The organism is Ectothiorhodospira magna (assembly GCF_900110965.1).
GTDB lineage: Bacteria > Pseudomonadota > Gammaproteobacteria > Ectothiorhodospirales > Ectothiorhodospiraceae > Ectothiorhodospira > Ectothiorhodospira magna.
This window is the reverse complement of the sequence record NZ_FOFO01000009.1, coordinates 50,837-67,269: the sequence shown is the minus strand read 5'-3', so window position 1 is coordinate 67,269 and position 16,433 is coordinate 50,837. Positions and strand designations below refer to the sequence as shown.

10 protein-coding genes are annotated in these 16,433 nt (G+C 63.9%); all 10 read right to left on the bottom strand.

Features of this window, described 5'->3' with window-relative positions; translation table 11 throughout:
* Positions 1 to 14: 14 nt before the first annotated feature.
* A complete protein-coding gene (locus BMX62_RS05225) occupies positions 15 to 1,817 on the bottom strand; it encodes an HAD hydrolase-like protein (protein WP_202906207.1) in 1,803 nt (600 codons plus the stop codon).
* A gap of 23 nt (positions 1,818 to 1,840) precedes the next feature.
* On the bottom strand, positions 1,841 to 5,506 hold the full coding sequence (locus tag BMX62_RS05220; RefSeq protein ID WP_090205370.1) for a glycosyltransferase: 3,666 nt from the start codon (positions 5,504 to 5,506) through the stop codon (positions 1,841 to 1,843).
* A 90-nt stretch (positions 5,507 to 5,596) separates the two neighbouring features.
* A complete protein-coding gene (locus BMX62_RS05215) occupies positions 5,597 to 6,538 on the bottom strand; it encodes a GNAT family N-acetyltransferase (RefSeq protein ID WP_162273502.1) in 942 nt (313 codons plus the stop codon).
* On the bottom strand, positions 6,525 to 7,715 hold the full coding sequence (locus BMX62_RS05210) for a glycosyltransferase (protein WP_162273501.1): 1,191 nt from the start codon (positions 7,713 to 7,715) through the stop codon (positions 6,525 to 6,527). Before BMX62_RS05210 ends, BMX62_RS05215 begins: the two co-directional genes overlap by 14 nt.
* Complete coding sequence (locus BMX62_RS05205; protein ID WP_090205360.1) at positions 7,705 to 8,895, bottom strand: glycosyltransferase; 1,191 nt, start codon at positions 8,893 to 8,895, stop codon at positions 7,705 to 7,707. The genes BMX62_RS05210 and BMX62_RS05205 overlap by 11 nt, the downstream gene beginning before the upstream one ends.
* A complete protein-coding gene (locus BMX62_RS05200; protein WP_090205357.1) occupies positions 8,892 to 10,091 on the bottom strand; it encodes an ABC transporter ATP-binding protein in 1,200 nt (399 codons plus the stop codon). The genes BMX62_RS05205 and BMX62_RS05200 overlap by 4 nt, the downstream gene beginning before the upstream one ends.
* A complete protein-coding gene (locus tag BMX62_RS05195) occupies positions 10,081 to 10,875 on the bottom strand; it encodes an ABC transporter permease (RefSeq protein ID WP_162273500.1) in 795 nt (264 codons plus the stop codon). The genes BMX62_RS05200 and BMX62_RS05195 overlap by 11 nt, the downstream gene beginning before the upstream one ends.
* 120 nt (positions 10,876 to 10,995) lie before the next feature.
* Positions 10,996 to 12,741 carry a sialidase family protein gene (locus BMX62_RS05190; protein ID WP_090205349.1) on the bottom strand — a complete coding sequence of 582 codons (1,746 nt, stop codon included), beginning with the start codon at positions 12,739 to 12,741 and terminating at the stop codon, positions 10,996 to 10,998.
* A 175-nt stretch (positions 12,742 to 12,916) separates the two neighbouring features.
* A complete protein-coding gene (locus tag BMX62_RS05185) occupies positions 12,917 to 13,981 on the bottom strand; it encodes a hypothetical protein (protein ID WP_090205346.1) in 1,065 nt (354 codons plus the stop codon).
* A 249-nt stretch (positions 13,982 to 14,230) separates the two neighbouring features.
* Entirely contained in the window at positions 14,231 to 16,408 is a 2,178-nt protein-coding gene (gene gspD / locus BMX62_RS05180) for a type II secretion system secretin GspD (RefSeq protein ID WP_090205343.1), read from the bottom strand.
* Positions 16,409 to 16,433: the final 25 nt, after the last annotated feature.

The window sequence follows — 16,433 nt, the reverse complement described above, 5'->3', positions numbered from 1 at the left end:
TCCTGCCCCCCCAATCAGTAGTCTCCCAGCAGGATATCCCGATTGCGGGAACTGCCCCAGGCGTCGAAATTCTTCACTTCCGCCAACATCGGCAACCGGCGCCAGCGGCCCTCGCTGGCAAACGCCAGCAGGGGCTGGGCAATGTCCATGGGCGTGCCTTCAAGGCCGGTGCGGCGGCGCAGTTCCCGATAGGCGCGGGCAAAGTCCATCATGCCTTCCTGAAGGGCGGCGACGTGATCCAGCAACCCGGCGCCCTCCTCCCGGCGGCCCGGGTCCTCCACTGGTTCAATGATATCTTCCTGGGCCTGCCAGCCGATGACGGAGTGGTGGGGAGCGGAGAAAAACAGTTCCACCAGCACCCGGTTGCCATACAGGCGGGTCACCTGATCGGTGGAGGTGGACGCGGCCGATACCATCGCCTTCATGCGGTGACGGCCCTGACGGGACAGACATTCGGGGGCCGTGGACAGGCAGAAATAGTAGCCGGTCACATGAAGATCCAGCATGGGGATCACTGCCCGCTCGAACGCCTCCTGGGTGGTGCCGTTCCAGCCCACATCGACGATGGCTACCCGGTCGCCGGCCTGGATGCCCAGGCTATGCAGATAGCGGAACAGGGCCTGGCGGTTGCGGCGGCAGACCTTGAGGATGTCCCAGCGGCAGGCCCAGAGAAACCGGGTCAACAGGGCTTCCTGTCGCCCGGTGATGGGGCGGTCGTCGGGCAACCCCAGGTCCGCCATCACCTGGCTTGCCGGCGGCGTCACGCCCAGGCGCTCCAGCAGTTCACAGGGGGACAGGCCATGGGCGCCGGAGAGCAGGAAGGGCAGGAAATCGGTGAAGTTGTCCTCCCCCATGGCGGCCAGGTTGAAGGCCACCCGGGAGCCGGTAAAGTAGACGTGCCGGGGCAACGGGAGGGGATCGCCGTCGCCGGCCAGCCGGTGCAGGATGTGGCCGTCCCTGGACAGGAACAGCAGATGGTCGATGGCGTCAGCCCTAGCCTGCTCGGCGATCCATTCCAGAAATCCCAGGGCCGCCGGACCACCGTAGCGAAATCCCAGTTCCCGGAAGGTGTCGGGGGGCAGGGATTCCCGGTGGCAACGGATCAGTGCCCGGGCCACGGAGGTGGCGGGAGCGGTTTCCTCTGGCACCGGCACCGGCTTACCGGGTTCCTGGTATAAAAAGGTCCGCAACCCCAGTTCTCCAGCCCGACGCACATCGGCATGGGGATTGTCCCCCACATGCAGCACCCGGTCCGGGGATACGTTGACCTGCTGGAGCAGTACGGCAAACAGGGCACCATCATCCCGTTTGGTGGCGTTCTGGTCCGAGGACACCAGAACCGGCACTTCCGGCAGGTGGTGACGGCGCAGGCAGGTCAGGAAAAAATCTGTATCCAGATACATGTCCGACAGGATAAATACCCGTTTGTCCTGGGCCAGGGCTTCCTGGAACAGGGGCACCAGCACCGGATTGGGCGACAGCAGCGCCAGTTCCAGTTCCTGTTCCAGGGCCATGACTTCATGGGCGGGCCGGGGCAGGGTGGCCATGCAGTCGTAGATGTCCTGCAGGGTGATTTCCCGCCGTCCCTGCCGGTGCATGTTTTCAAAGGCCAATGCCTGGGCCTGCCGGCGGCGCAGCCGGAAATCCGCCAGACCCAGGCGCTGGCCGAGGATGTCGAACAGGTCCTCCGGGTCGCACAGGGGGCGCAGGAACAGGGTGTCGAAGAAGTCGAAGGAGATCACCTCCGCCTCGCGGATCATGTCCCGCAGCAGGGCGGGATCACTGGGTGCGGACTTGAGGCTGTCGGCATTCATCATGGGGCGGGATCGGGGCGCGGGCATCAGCAGGCCAGGTCAAAATGGACACTGTCCGGGTGCAGGTTGGGGTTATGGAAGGGGTCGTGCTGAAAGTAGCGGGGATGAAGGGCATACAGGCGGCGCAGTTCTCCCCGCAGCCGTTCCCGCTTGGCGGGGTCCAGATGATCCGGCCCCCGGCTGACAGATTCGTGATGAATCAGGCTGACCGCCGGGCAGACCAGATTGTACAGTCCCGCTTCGTGCAGACGGATGCACAGTTCCACGTCGTTGTAGGCGATGGGGAAGGTTTCGTCGAAGCCGCCCACTCGCATGAACTTTTCCCGGCTGATCATCAGGCAGGCGCCGGTCACCGCCAGCCAGTTGTATTCCAGCAGATTGCGCATGAAATAGCCGGGGTGATCCGCGGGCCGGTGCAGGAAGGCATGGCCCGGTCCCGCCTGGAGATTGACCAGCCCCGCATGCTGGATGGTGTGGCCACCGGGGTAGAGCAGTTTTGCCCCCACAGCCCCCACATGAGGCAACTGGGCATATCCTCCCAGCCGTTCCAGCCAGTCCGGGGTGATCACTTCGGTGTCGTCATTGAGGAACAGCAGCAAATCCCCCCTGGATGCCTGCACCGCCAGATTGTTCAGTTCGGAGAAATTGAACGGGGCATCGTGGCGCAGCACCCGGATATGGGGGTGCCGGGTCGGCAGGGTGTCCAGATAACGACGGGCTTCCGGCGTGACCGAGCCATTGTCCATGATCAGGATTTCATACTGACTCTGATTCGATGGGGGTGGCAGGGCGTCGATACAGCGGCGCAATACGGCAGGATTGTCCCGGGTGGGGATGATGATGGACACCAGGGGATTGCCCCGCAGGTGATAGCGCACCCGGCAGTAGGCGGGGAAGCCGGGTACTGGCTCCAGTTCGCCGAACAGACCCCGACGCTGAAGGGCATCCTCCCTGGCTTTTTTCGATGCCGCCAGCACATAGGGCTTGGCCGCCAGATCCGAGGCCACGGAGGCGGGCAGGATGCGCCAGTGGTAAAGCACCTTGGGTACATGGCTGATGCGGTCGGTCCGCTCCGCCACCCGCAGGATCAGATCCCAGTCCTGGCAACCGTCATATTCCGACCGCAGGCCGCCGATCCGCGCCAGCAGGGTGCGACGGATACAGGACACATGGCAGGTGTACATGGTGCTCATGATGGTGTCCGGGGACCAGTCGGGCTTGAAATGGGGTTCGGTGAAATGGCCCTGGGGGGTGATCTTGTCCTCGTCGCTGTAGATGAAGTCCGGCTGCTCCCGCTGGATGCACAGGGCCAGTTCGTAGAGGCAGTCCGGGGTCAACTCGTCATCGTGGTCCAGGAACACCACGAACTCCCCTCCTGCTGCGGCAATGGCTGCGTTGGTGGCGCCGGCGATGCCCTGGTTGGTATCCAGGTGCAACACCTTCACCCGGCCATCGGATATCCGGGTCAGGGCCTGACGGGTCTCCGTCGAGGGGCTGGCGTCGTCGGCCAGGATCAGTTCCCAATGGGGGTACCACTGGGCTGTCACTGAATCCAGCAGGGCCTGGAGCAGGATGGGCGGGGTATTGTAGACGGGCACTACGATGGAGAACCGGGGCGGTGCTTTCAGAGTAGTCAGCCAGGCGTCCAGATGGGCCGGGCGCCGGGGCGGGACATAGACATAATTGCCGCCGCCTTCCACCAGCCGATAATGGCCCGGGTCCGGTTCCCAGGCCAGAGCGGCCTGCCCTTGGCACGGGGGCGCCGAGCGGGGGATATGGGCATTGAGGGTGGCATGATGGTGCAACCGGGCCTTCAGGCCGGTGATGCCCTCCCGGCGCAGGACGTGCCAGCCACGATCGAGCAATCCTCGCCAGCCGTGGCGACGCAGCAGGGGGTGCCCCGCCCGCGCCATGTCCCGCGTCCGGCGGGCAAGCCGGCCCAGCAGACGCAGGGGGGCGGTGAGCCGCCAGCTGCGGGAGGCATGCAGCAGGGCCAGCTGGCCCTGCAATGCGGCCAGTTGGCCCTGCAATGCGGTCAGTTCTGCCTGCTGACGGCTGAGGGTGTCATCCAGGGTGGCGATGCGGACATCCTGCTGTACGATCCGCTCATCTCTCACCCGGATTTCCTGACGATGAGCCGACAGGGTGGCCGCCTGCTCGCCAGCCTGCCGGTCCAGATCCGCGATCATGGCCTGTTCCCGACGCTGGATCTCGGCCATGGCAGAGGCCCGCCTGACCAGGATAGAGAGATGTTCGTCGGACCAATGGGTTCTGGCCCATTGTACGAAGGGCACCAGTGAGCGGTTCACCCGCTCCGGGTCCGCATGAACACCAAAACCGCTGTTGTCATAGATACGGTAACAGGCGGTGGTCTGATCCACATGGATCAGGACACCCTGGCCGGTCACCAGGGTCCAGAAGGCCCAGTCTTCGTAGACATCCAGGGTTTCGGGAAAGCGGCACCCCTGCTCCATGATTCGACGATGAAACAGGACCGAATGGATGGGCAGATAGTTTTCATAGGCAAAGCGGGCCGGATCGAAGGGGGCGCTGAAGCGGCGCACTTCCACCCAGTGTTCTCCTTCCCGACGCACGGCGGATACGTTGCTGTAGGCGCCGATGGCCTCCGGGGTCTGTTCCAGGGCCTGTACCAGCCCGGCCACGTGACCGGGCAGCAGCCAGTCGTCGTCGTCCAGAAACATGAGTAGCGTCCCGGTGGCGGCTTCCATGCCCCGGTTGGCGGCGGCGGATCGGCCCGGATGATCGGTCAGGGACAGATAGCGGACCTGCTGGATCACGCCGCCCTGGGCGGCCGCCACCTCCGTGGCCACCTCGGTGCCGCCGTCGTTGACCACCACCAGTTCCAGTCGGGGCCAGGTCTGGGCGGCCACGGAACGGATGGCCTGTTCCAGCAGGGTCTGGCGGTTGCGGGTCCGGATGATGACCGAGACCAGGGGGCGGTTGCGGGCCAGAGCCGCGGGTGCCAGCCGGGGCAGTAACTGTTCGGCCCAGACATCCAGCAGGGGGCTGTCTCGCCGGGGCCAGAGGAAGAAGGCCTCCGCGTGGGATACGCTTCGGGGCAGGGACCAGGTGCGGGACTGGTTCAGGGCCAGTACCCGTTCGGTGTAGGCATTTTCCCCCTGCTGGGACTGGTAGACCGCCATGACCCGGGTTTTGCGCTCCACCACGGAGGAGATGTCCACCAGGCAGTTGGTCAGGCCCTGGACGCTGATTTCGTAGCCAATGGGGATGGGGGCAAACCGGCACCGGCGCAGGGCTTCCCAGGCCAGATGGGCGGTGGCCCGGTGGTCGGGATGGGGTTCGCCGGGCATGGGGAAGAAGACGGCGCTGTAGCCCTGATCTTCAATATATTGGGTCAGGCGCTGGATCAGGGCTTCGTCGGCCACCAGTCCCCGGTCGGGACAGCGCCAGAAATCTAGTTCCAGCCCCCCCAGCTGCTCGGCGGCGGTCCGGGCCTCCTGTTCCCGGGCCTGGACCAGATCGGTGCCGCTGCCGCCCTGGGCGCCGTCGGTGAGGATGATCACGGAGACGGCGGTGCCCGCCTCCCGCGCCCGGATGATGGCACCGCCCATGCCGAAGGTTTCGTCATCGGCGTGGGGCGCAAGCACCAGCCAATGGCCCGACGGCAGGTCGCCGACACCAAAGGGCAGGTAATGATCTTCGGTCACCATCAACGGAGCTGCCTCTCTTGCCTCGTCAGGATAAAGTTCGGGATGCTAGCACAGAAACCCTGACAGACCGTGGTGCCTGAAGGCTGACGCTCAGTAAATGTCCGCGTCACCGGGCTGAAGACGAGGCCAGATGCCACCCTGGAGCCGGGGGCGGGGAGCACAGGTCATTTCCACCACAGTGGCGCCGGTGGGCAAGGCGGTGGACCCGGTGGTGACCGTGGACGCCGGTGGTGCCCAGTACCGGACCACCGGCAGACCCTCCCGGGCGGCTTGGTGCCGCACCAGGGTGAGCAACCGGGGCAGATCCGGCTCCCGCCCCCACCATTCCATCACCCGCAGGTGATCCGGCAAGGCCTGCACCATGCACCAGCCCCGACCACCCAATGGGGTTTCCAGCCGGCAGAGCCGGTAATGCCGGGCAGGGTGACGGCGGTAACGCCAGTCCAGATAGGCGGGGGAATGAATCAGGCCGTGGCCGGTCGCTCCTGCTGCCTGGGCTGCCACCTGGTCCAGGGCCTGATCCGACATGGGAATCGCTTCCAGCCGGTGCCAGGTGGGACGGCGGGGAGGGGTCAGGGCCGGCAGTTCCTGGTCCAGAACCTCGTACCAGGGATGATAGAACCCCAGGCGCCGTCCCAGGGGCAGGGATCGATTACCGGGAAAACCGAAGGTGAGTGCCTGGGGATGGCGCTGTTGCACCTGGGCACAGAACCCGGCCATCAGGGCATCGTAGACGCCCCCCTTGAGACCACCGCGCACCGGCCCATCCACCATGACGTCACAGACTTGGGCCAGCACCTGCAGACCGTCGGGCAACCGGGCCGGCCAGCCATACAGGCCCACATGGGCCACCAGTGCCCCGGCGGGGGTCTGGGCCACCTGTCCCAGGGTCAACGGCAGGGCGGCATCCTGATATTTCCAGTGCCACCAGGCCGGTTCAGCCTGGTGGCCGAAAACCCGCTGGAACAGGGCCAGCAGGGCTGGGGTGTCCTCGTGGGTTCTGGGACGATACATCAGGTCATGGTCGGTCATTGGCGGCTCCATGGCGCTCCCGGAACAGGGCCTCGAACAGGGCGGCATAACCCTGGGCCATGACCGCCGGGGCATAGCGGGGCAGGTCTTGCCGGGCCGCCGTCGCCAGACGCCGCCGAAGGGGTTCGTCCGCCAGCAGCGTCCTGATCCCCTGCGCCAGGGCATCCACGGAACCGGGGCGCACCAGCAAGCCGGTTTCTCCGTGGCGGATGATCTCCCTGGGGCCAAAATCGCAATCGGTGGCCAGCACCGGCAGGTCACAGGCCATGGCTTCGATCAGCACATTGCCAAAGCCCTCGAAACGGGCGGTGTGGACAAAGATATCCGCCGATTTCACCAGACCAAAAGGGGCGGGATGAAAACCGGCGAATCTCACCCAGGGAGCAATGTCCAGAGTCTGGCACAGGGTCTCCAGCCCGGCCCGTTCCGGGCCGTCGCCGATAAGCAGCAGACGGCAGGGATGATGGACCCTGACCTGGGCAAAGGCCCGCAGCAGGATGTCCAGATCCTTTTCCGGGGCCAGACGGCCAAAGGTCACGATACAGGGCAATGTGTCGGACCGGGGTTGGGCCTGGGCGTGATATACGGCGCTCAGGTCCACGCAGTTGGCCACCACGGTCACCTTGTCGGGGGCGGCCCGGTAACGCTGGATACATTCCCGGCCCAGTCCCTCGGTGGACACCAGCACCCGATGGGCGGCCTGATTCATCAGCAGTACCAGGGCATGCCAGAGCCAGCGATCCCGACGCCGGGACAGGTGAAAACGGATGCCAGCCACCGACGGGGTGCGGGGACTGGCGATGGTGGCTGGTCTGCCCCGACCCAGCACCCGGACCAGGGCTGCAATCATGCCGCCGTAATGCAAAAACCCCAGCATCAGGTGGCACTGTTCCCGGCGGGCGATGGCCCACACCCGACGGGCATCGCCCCAGGTCCGGCGCAGGCCCTGAAAACCGGTGGCCACCCCTTCGGCTTCCAGGTCCAGTACCCGCGCCCGGTCACAGGCCGGGAAACTGGATCGGTGGGTGATCAGGATGATCTCGAACCGGGCCGGGTCCAGGTGGGTGATCAGGTTGTACAGGGTGCGTTCCGCCCCGCCAAATCCCTGGGTCGGCAGTAGCAGCAGCAGCCGGATTCGAGGGGTCACGCCATCATGGTGGGACAGGTCATGGGACATGGGAGAGACCTCCCACCCGGGACAGCACACGGGCATAACCGGCAATCATTGCCGCTTCGCTAAAGACCTCGGCCCGCGCCCGGCCGGCCTGGGCCAGAACCCGCCGCGCCTCGGCATCGCCCATCAGCCGGTCCATCTCCCGGGCCAGGGCGGCCACATCCCCCACCGGAAACAGCACGCCGTCCCTGTCGTGGCGGATGATCTCCGCCGGTCCCCAGGGACAGTCCGAAGCCATCACCGGTACCCCCAGGGACATGGCCTCGGTAAGCACCAGACCAAAGCCTTCGTACCGGGAAGGCAGCACGAACAGATCTCCGGCCCGCAGCCAGGGATAGGGGTTGGCCTGAAAGCCGGTCAGGTGCAGGCGTGGGGCAATCCCCAGGTCACGGGCCAAGCCCCGCAGTGCCGGTTCCCGTTCGCCGCTGCCCAGAATCCGCAACCGCCATTGGGGGTGGCTATCGGCCAGACGGGCAAAGGCCCATAACAGGGTTTCAAAATCCTTCTGGGCCGCCAGCCGGCCCGCACTGACGACCCAGCGGCAGGGTGGGTCGTCTCCGGCTATCCCCTCCAGCTGAGGACAGGGGGCGGCGGCCAATGCTGCAAGGGCCTCTCGATCCACGCCGTTGTGGACTGGATGCAGCCGGGCCGAGGGAACCCGGAATTGGTGTGCCAGTTCCGTCGCCACCCCCTGGGAGGGGGTGATGATGCCGTCCAGCACCCGGCCTGCCAGCCATACGCCCAGACGCACCCGGGCCGTGGGGGGATGTCCCCGTTCCGCCTGGTAATAGCCTGCCAGGGAACCATGCAGGCTGCCCACCAGGGCCAGATGCCGTGTCCGACGGGGATGGCGCAGGCGAGCGACCGCCAGAAACCAGGAGGCATTGTGCATGGTGGCATGGATCAGGTGGGCGCCGACGGCCTCGGCCCGATCCAGAATGGCTGCGGCATAGGCCAGTACATTGGCCCGCCGGTAATCATGGGGCAGGGTCAGGCCATACGCTTCAAAGTAATGCACCGACAGGCCGGGCATGGGGGTGAAATGGGGGGCCAGCGGGCGCTGGGTGAGCAGGTGAACGGTGAAATGCCGGCTCAGCCCCCGCAGACAGCATTGGGACAGACGTTCGCCGCCCCCGAAGGCATCGCTGGCCAGTATCCAGAGCAGGACGGGGCGGTGACTCATGGGGCGCTGGTGTCCTTGGGCTGCCACTGGCTGGAAAAGGGCAGCCGGAGCACCCCCAGTTCGTCGTCGGTCTTGCGGACCTCGATGCCGTCGATGACCCGCTCATCCAGCAGCACCAGCCCGGTGTCGTCCCACAGACGCAGGTGCAGGGTGAAGAAACCGCTGGCCAGGGGAATGTTGCCAAAACAGGCGGATTCCCGACCACTGCCCTGGCGAGGGGGCTGTCCCCGCAGCCGGGAACCGGCCACATGGAGTCCTCGACCACTTTCCAGTTTCAGGGACAGGGTGTAATGGTGCAGCACCTGGGGGTCCACGGCCTCCACCCGCCAGCTTGCCATCAGATCATCACCGATATGCAAGGGAGTGGAGGAGTCCAGGGAAAAGTCCACCAGCCGGGCCAGATGCCGGGGAGGGGCCTGGACGTCCCCGGTGGGCATCGGGGCGGAGCGGGCCAGTTGATAGCGTTCATAGGCCGGCAGCACCTGGGCCGGTGGCCCGAACATTTCCACCCGCCCCTCCCGCATCCACAGCACCTGATCGCAGAAGGATTCCACCTGATAGAGGCTATGGGAACAGAGTACGATGGTCTTGCCCGCCTGACGAAATGCCCCCATGCGGTCGATGCATTTTTTCTGAAAGTGCATGTCCCCCACCGACAGGGCCTCGTCCACGATCAGGATATCCGGGTCCAGGGAGGCCACCAGGGCAAAAGCCAGCCGCACCCGCATCCCGGTGGAGTAGGTCCGCAGGGGCTGGTCGATGAACTGCCCCAGTTCCGCAAAGGCCAGGATGTCCTCGTAGCGGTCGCGGACATAGGCCCTGGGCAAGCCCAGCATGTCCCCGTGGAAGAAGATATTTTCCCGGCCCGTGAATTCCGGGTGAAACCCCACTCCCAGTTCCAGCAGACCCAGCACCTGCCCCTGCCGGGTCAGGGTGCCGGTGGTGGGCTGGTGACTGCCCGCCATCAGGTGCATGAGGGTGCTTTTGCCTGCGCCGTTGTCCCCCACAATGCCCAGGCTCATGCCCTGGGGAATCTCCAGGGACAGGGGGTGCAGGGCGGTGAAGGCCCGGTGTCGGGGACGGCGGGTCAGCAGTTCCAGCACCCGGTCCAGGGGGCGGTCATAGAGGGCGTAGGTCTTGCTCACCTGCCGCAGGGTCAGGGCATGGGCGGTGCCGGAGGGGATTTCACAGGACATCGGCAAACCCCGGTCGCAAACGCTGGAAGAACAGACCACCCGCTACCAGGGCCGCAGCGGCATAGGTCAGGGCCGCTAGCCAGAGGCCCCAGCCGGGCCAGCGGGATTCCAGCAGCAGACGGTGATATCCCTCGGCAAATACCGTGAAGGGGTTTGCCCAGATGAGGGTCTGCAGGGCCTCGGGCACCTGGGCAAGGGGATAGAGAATGGGCGCGGTGAAAAACAGCCCCAGCAGTACCATGCTCAGTACATGGGGCACATCCCGGACGTACACCGACAGGGCGGAGAGCAGCAGCCCCAGGCCGATGGCGAAGGCACATTGCAGGCCCAGCAAGGGCAAAACCCACAGCACCAGCACCGGATCCCGCTGCCAGCCCGATAGCCATAGAAACAGGATGAAGCCCAGGATGATCGGGATAAAGACCAGATGGGCGGCCAGTACCCTGGCCAGGGGGAAGATCAGCACCGGGAAGTTGCCGTGGCGCACCACATCGGCCCGGCCCAGCACCGCATTGGCGGACCGGTTCAGGGCATCGCTAAAAGCCAGCCAGGGCAGCAGACCGCAGAGCAGAAACAGGATGAAGGGCACATCACCACCCTCCCCCAGACCAGGCAGGCGGATGGCCCATATATAGCCGAAGACCCACCAATAGACGAAGACCATCATGGCAGGTTGCAGCAGGTTCCAGACCAGCCCCAGGCGGGTGCCGGCATATTGTTCGCGCAGCTCGCGCCAGACAAAGACGGGCAGCATGTGCCGCAGCGTGTTCAAACGGATCAGCACGGGGGGTTCCGAAAACAAGGACGGCATCCACGAAGGATGCCGTCGTCATCAATACAGCAGAGTCAAACCGGCCAGAGCAGTCACCATGATAGCAGGGGACCGGGGACCGGACCATCCGGCCTAGTGGCGGGTAAAGCGGACACCACCCCTGGCTTCGGAGGCGTAGTCTACATACCACTCACCGTCCACATGGACCCAGCGCAAGGTCAGGGTACGGGTCTGGGTGGGGGACTCGATGGTGGCCCCCGCCGGACTGGTGAAGGTGGGAATGGAGACCGTCACCGTGGAGGCGGACAAGGCCACATGGCCCAGGCTTTCGATGGCCTCGGTTTCAGCGGTTTCATACTGGATTCGTCCCATGGCCTTGAGATGCTCACTGAAAGGAACACGGGCGCGGTAGAAAGGATCAAACAGGTTGTAGGCGCCCCGGAAGTCCTCCTCGATCATGGCTTTCCAGTAGGCATCCAGCCGCTCCTGCAACCCATCCTTGGACACTTTCACGTCTTCATCCGGTGTCTTGAGATCCTCCAGGGTCAGCGTCATCACCTTGAGCTGCTTGGTGCTGAAGGCATCATCGAAGAACTCCAGTCCCAGGATGACCCGATCGTCGGTCACCACAATGTCATTGGCAAACAGATTGACCATGACATTATGCTCACGTCCCACGGGCAGACGGCCATCCTGCACAATATCCCAGTGTTTGCCCCCATCACTGGAGAGGGAATAACGTACCCGGCTACGGATTTCCCGCCAATCCTCCCACATCAGCAGGACATGATCATCGGGCAACAGGGCCAGTTTGGGTGCGCGGGCACGGGCATAACCCACCTGATCCTCATCGCGGACCGGCATCAGTTCACCCCAGGTCTTGCCATTATCGGCAGACTGAACCAGCTTCACTGTCATGAAGTCCCGACGGGGATGGTGACGATCCACCACGGCCAGGGCCATGGTCACCTGTTCCCCGTTACCCACCACGGACAGGGATTCGACTCCCAGACCACGCGTGGACTCCAGGGCAAAGGCGTCCCAGGTCTTTCCCTGATCATCACTATAGGCACCTTCCACCAGATACTCGTTGCCGTCTCCATACTGAGCAATCCAGTACACGAACCAACGGTCACCGGACACAAAGGCGTCAAAGGGAATGGTGATCTGGGGAGTCACGTCCTGAATCACTACCGGTGGAGCAAAATTGCCGTCTTCCTGACGCACCCGTACCTGAATAGTGGATTGTTCATCGTCCACTACCCAACTAAAGACAGCCACATTGCCCTGGGCATCATTGAGCCAGACAGGGTAGATACCGGAGAGCAGGTTGAACTGCTGTTCCCGCAAGGTGCCGTCGTCCAGGATATCCCGGTAGTGGATATGATATTCCATACCCCCTTGTTCACTGGGGCGTTCTCCATACCAGATGGACCGCACTTCATCCCCGTGGGCATGTAAACGAAGTCTGGCCAGGGGCAGGGCATCTTCACTCAGGTTAATCGGCCCCAATTGTCCCCCAGGACCATGACGCTCCAGATAGACGCCCCGCTCCGGCTGCTTGTTGCGATAGGCCACCCAGGCTCCCTCGGGCGTAGTGACCAGACCCAGGCCGGAGGGGGCCTGTTCCATGTCATCCCGACTGATGAGTGTGATGGGGGCCTCGCCTTCGGTACGGAGCACCAATTCAGGACGCTGGCCATGCCAGGCCATGACCCATTGCCCTTCCTGATCCGCGGTCAACTGCCAGGCGGATTGCCAGGGAATGGCCCGTTCCGTGACAGGATAAGGGGTGGGTTGGGCCAGGAGTAATGGCGACGCCAGTAAACAGCCTGTGAGGGTAAAAAGTGGGAACTTACTGGTAATGCCATGCTTCATCAGTGTCTCCGCAAAAAGTCCTGACCTTAAACAAAAGCCAGGCGGGGATAGCGTGCCACTCGGGAAAAGCAGCCGGTGAATGGGGAGATGTAGACCGCGAGGAGGTGTCATCGTTCCAACAAAAAGGCCACCCGAAGGTGGCCTTTTTCCCGCTCAAGCGGATTGAACTGCCTGATTACAGCTGGGTAGCGTTGTTGAACGCGCCATTGATGGAGTTACCCAGGAAGGAACCTGCGGCATTGTACTCCAGCTTGATGACATGGGCATTGGAGGTGGGGACACGACCAGGCTGAGCGCCCGGATTATCGGTCTGCAGCTGACCCCAGCCACCGTCAGCCAGTACAGTGGCAGCACCGGGGGACATCAGTTCGCTGAGTTCCAGGCGGCCAACGCAGGTCACATTGCGGGGAGTGGTACCGGAAACCAGGTTTTCATCCCGGTCGTAGGCCACACCGGCACCGGTACGCATGGAGACAGTGGTGACCAGACGCTCGAAGCGCTTGTCCGCATCATAGGGGTTCATATCGGCAATGGCAGCGGCTGCAGAAGGCGCTTCGCCGTTGTTACGATTCAGCGGGGTCACGAAGAACGCGGTGGTGGCTTCAGCCAGAGGCATGAAGGAAACCTGGGTACCGTCGACCATGCTGGCGCCACGGAAGTCGAAATCATCACGAGTGGCATTGCTCACAGGCACGGCGGTGTCTGTGTTGCTGGTGGCAAACGCACGGTAACCCCAGGCAGCACCATTGGTGAAATCAAATACCATGGCTTCACCGGACAGGCGGGGAGCGAGTGCACTATTGGTGGTGGCATCATCAACCATCAGATAGCCTCTGACCGGTACGTCAGGGTTACCACCAGCGGAAGCCAGGGCCATGGCGTAGGTCAGGGGACCCAGGCCACCGCGCCAGTTGTTGTTGTCGCTGGGATCATTGAACAGAACACCAGCATCGCCGTCATTGGAAAGATGGCCACCCAGGTCCACGGTCTGCAGGTCATTGGCGGAGGTGGGCAGGAAGTAATTCACTTCGCCACAAACGGCCATGTTGTCTACAGCGTTTTCACCAGTTTTGGACACCATGGTCCAATGCAGGCGGGTACCACCAGGCTGACCAGCAGGTGTATAGCCGTTGTAGTTGGCATCAGTGATCGTGCTGACGATGGTGGTCACGTTGCTACCACTCACCACATAGGGGAACAGCAGGGCGTCAGCCTGGGCGACGGAGGTGGTCGCTGCCATGGCCACTGCTACGCCTACTGCAATCCTTTTCATTTTCATCGCAATCTTTCCTCACGCATTGAGTCAAGGGGTGTATTGACGGGACCGGGAAGGTACGGGGTGCACATTAAACCATCCCCAGGGAAAAGACAACAACCCACAAGGCGGAAATGGCCGCCCCAAACTCCCGGTACAGCCCGGCCTGGGGCGCTACATCATTGAACACAGTCCCTGTGAACGAGTCAACCGCAGAGGCAGCCAAAATGCCGGTCATGGCAGCCTCAGCCCCTGCATCCGGGTACGCATTTCCTCGCTGACGGCCCGCAGCTCGGCATCGTTCTGCAGGGCGCGGGGGGTGATCATCACCAGCAGCTCGGTCCGCTCGCTGCCCCGCTCGGTACTGCCGAACAGGCCGCCCACCAGAGGTGCGTTGCGTAGCCCCGGTACGCCACTGTTGCGGTTGACCTGGTTGTCGCGGATCAGGCCGCCCAGGACAATGCTCTCGCCGGAGCGCACGGCAATGCGGCTGCGGACCTGACGCTGCAGGAAGGTACGCTGGCCGGTGGCCTCGTCCGGGGAACCCACATCGGTGACGGTCTGGGTGATGTTCATGGTCACCAGGCCGCCCGCGTTCACGGAAGGGGTCACCGACAGCATGATGCCGGTATCCTTGTATTCGATGGATTCGGTGGTCAGCCCCCCATCGGTCTGGGTGCGGGCGGAACGGACCGGCTGCTGGTCGCCCACATGAATGCTGGCGGTGTGGTTGTCCAGCACCAGAATGGAGGGATTGGACAGGACCCGCAGCAGGGAGTCGGAGGCCAGGGCGTTAAACACCGCCCGCAACTGGCCGGCAGGATTGGCAATGGCATAGGAAAAGCCGGGCTGTTGCGGGGAGATGCCTCCCGTGAGTCTGGGGTTAAGCAGCGCATTGCCGGAGAACCCGGAACTGGACTGGCGCAGGTGCCATTCCAGTCCGAATTCCAGGCCGTCCCGCAGGGTGATCTCGACGATGCTGGCTTCGATCAGTACCTGGGTGGGCGCCCGGTCCAGTTGCCGAAGGGCAGATTCGATCTTGCGGTAATCCTTGCGAGGGGCCAGCACCAGCAGGGCGTTGTTGTGTTCGTCGGCCACCACCCGCACGGACTTGCCCAGGCTGCGACCGGCCAGGGCAGCGCCGCCGGCGCCAGCCTCCGGCAGGTCGGAGAGATCCATGAAGCCCTGACCGTTGCCGCCGTCGCTGATCCGGGTCGGCGTCAGACCGGGTGCCAGTCCACTGTCACTGGTACCCGGCTGGACACCGTTGGCCCCCGGATCGCCGGCACCGAACAGTTCGCTGAGCAGGCGGGCCAGATGGGTGGCGGTGCCGTTCTGCACCGGGTAGACATAGAGACGGGGTTCCAGGTCGTTGTCCATGGGCCGGTCCAGACGGTCCACCCATTGGGCCACCCGGTCCAGATAATGGGCGCGAGGGGTGATGACCAGCAGGCTGTTGAGCCGTTCAATGGGCAGTACCCGCACCACTCCCCGGATCGAGGTGGGTGGAGCACCTTCCCCGGCACTCCCTGTGCCCATCTCGCCCAGCAGGGCGCGAATGGCGTCACGCACTTCGGCTACGGCGGCATATTCCAGGGGAAACAGTCCCACGGACATGCCTGCCAGATAGTCCACATCAAAACTGTCGATAACGCTGAACCAGGCCTCCAACTGGTCCCGTCCCCCCTGGAGTACCAGCAGGTTACGCAGGGTATCCACCCGCAGGATGCTGTCGTCAGGAGCCAGGGGGGCCAGAATATCCGCCATTTCTACGGCACCGATATGGCGCAAGGGGGCGATAACCGTGGCGTGACCACCGGGCAACTCTCCCCGGCGATGCAGCCGACCGGTACGGGCCGGACGGTCTGCCGGGGTGATGCGGTGGATGTCCTGGGCATCCTTGACCAGTACCGCACCATTGGCCTGTAACATGGCGCTCAGAACGTCGATCAGGCTATCTCTGGGAATCGGTGCGTGGGTACGCAGGGTGACCTCGCCGGTGAGGGGCTGATCGACGGTGTAATCCAGGCCAAGTAAATCCCCCAAAATGGCATGAACCACTTCCTGCAGGGGGGCCTGTTCAAAGTTAAGGGTGATCTGATCCCCCCGATCCTGTACCGGTGGATGACGCCCCGGCCCCAGGGACTGGATGTAGGTGCGGTCATTGCCACGAAAGATCAGGGGCTGGGGGCGAGAGTCGTCCACGGCGCCCGGTGCCGGTTCCACCGTTGGCGCATCCTGAACCGGCAACATTTCCGGCGGGTCCATCAGATGGAATCCCCGCTCCAGCAGGGGCGCTGGCCCTGGCCGGTCAGGACCAGCAGCGCAACCGGCCAAAAGCAGTATGATGAAAGCCCCGGGAATGAACCAATGTATGGGCAGGGATTGAAACTGGGTGATGGTCTTCAACATGGATAATGTGCTCTTGACTGTCCCT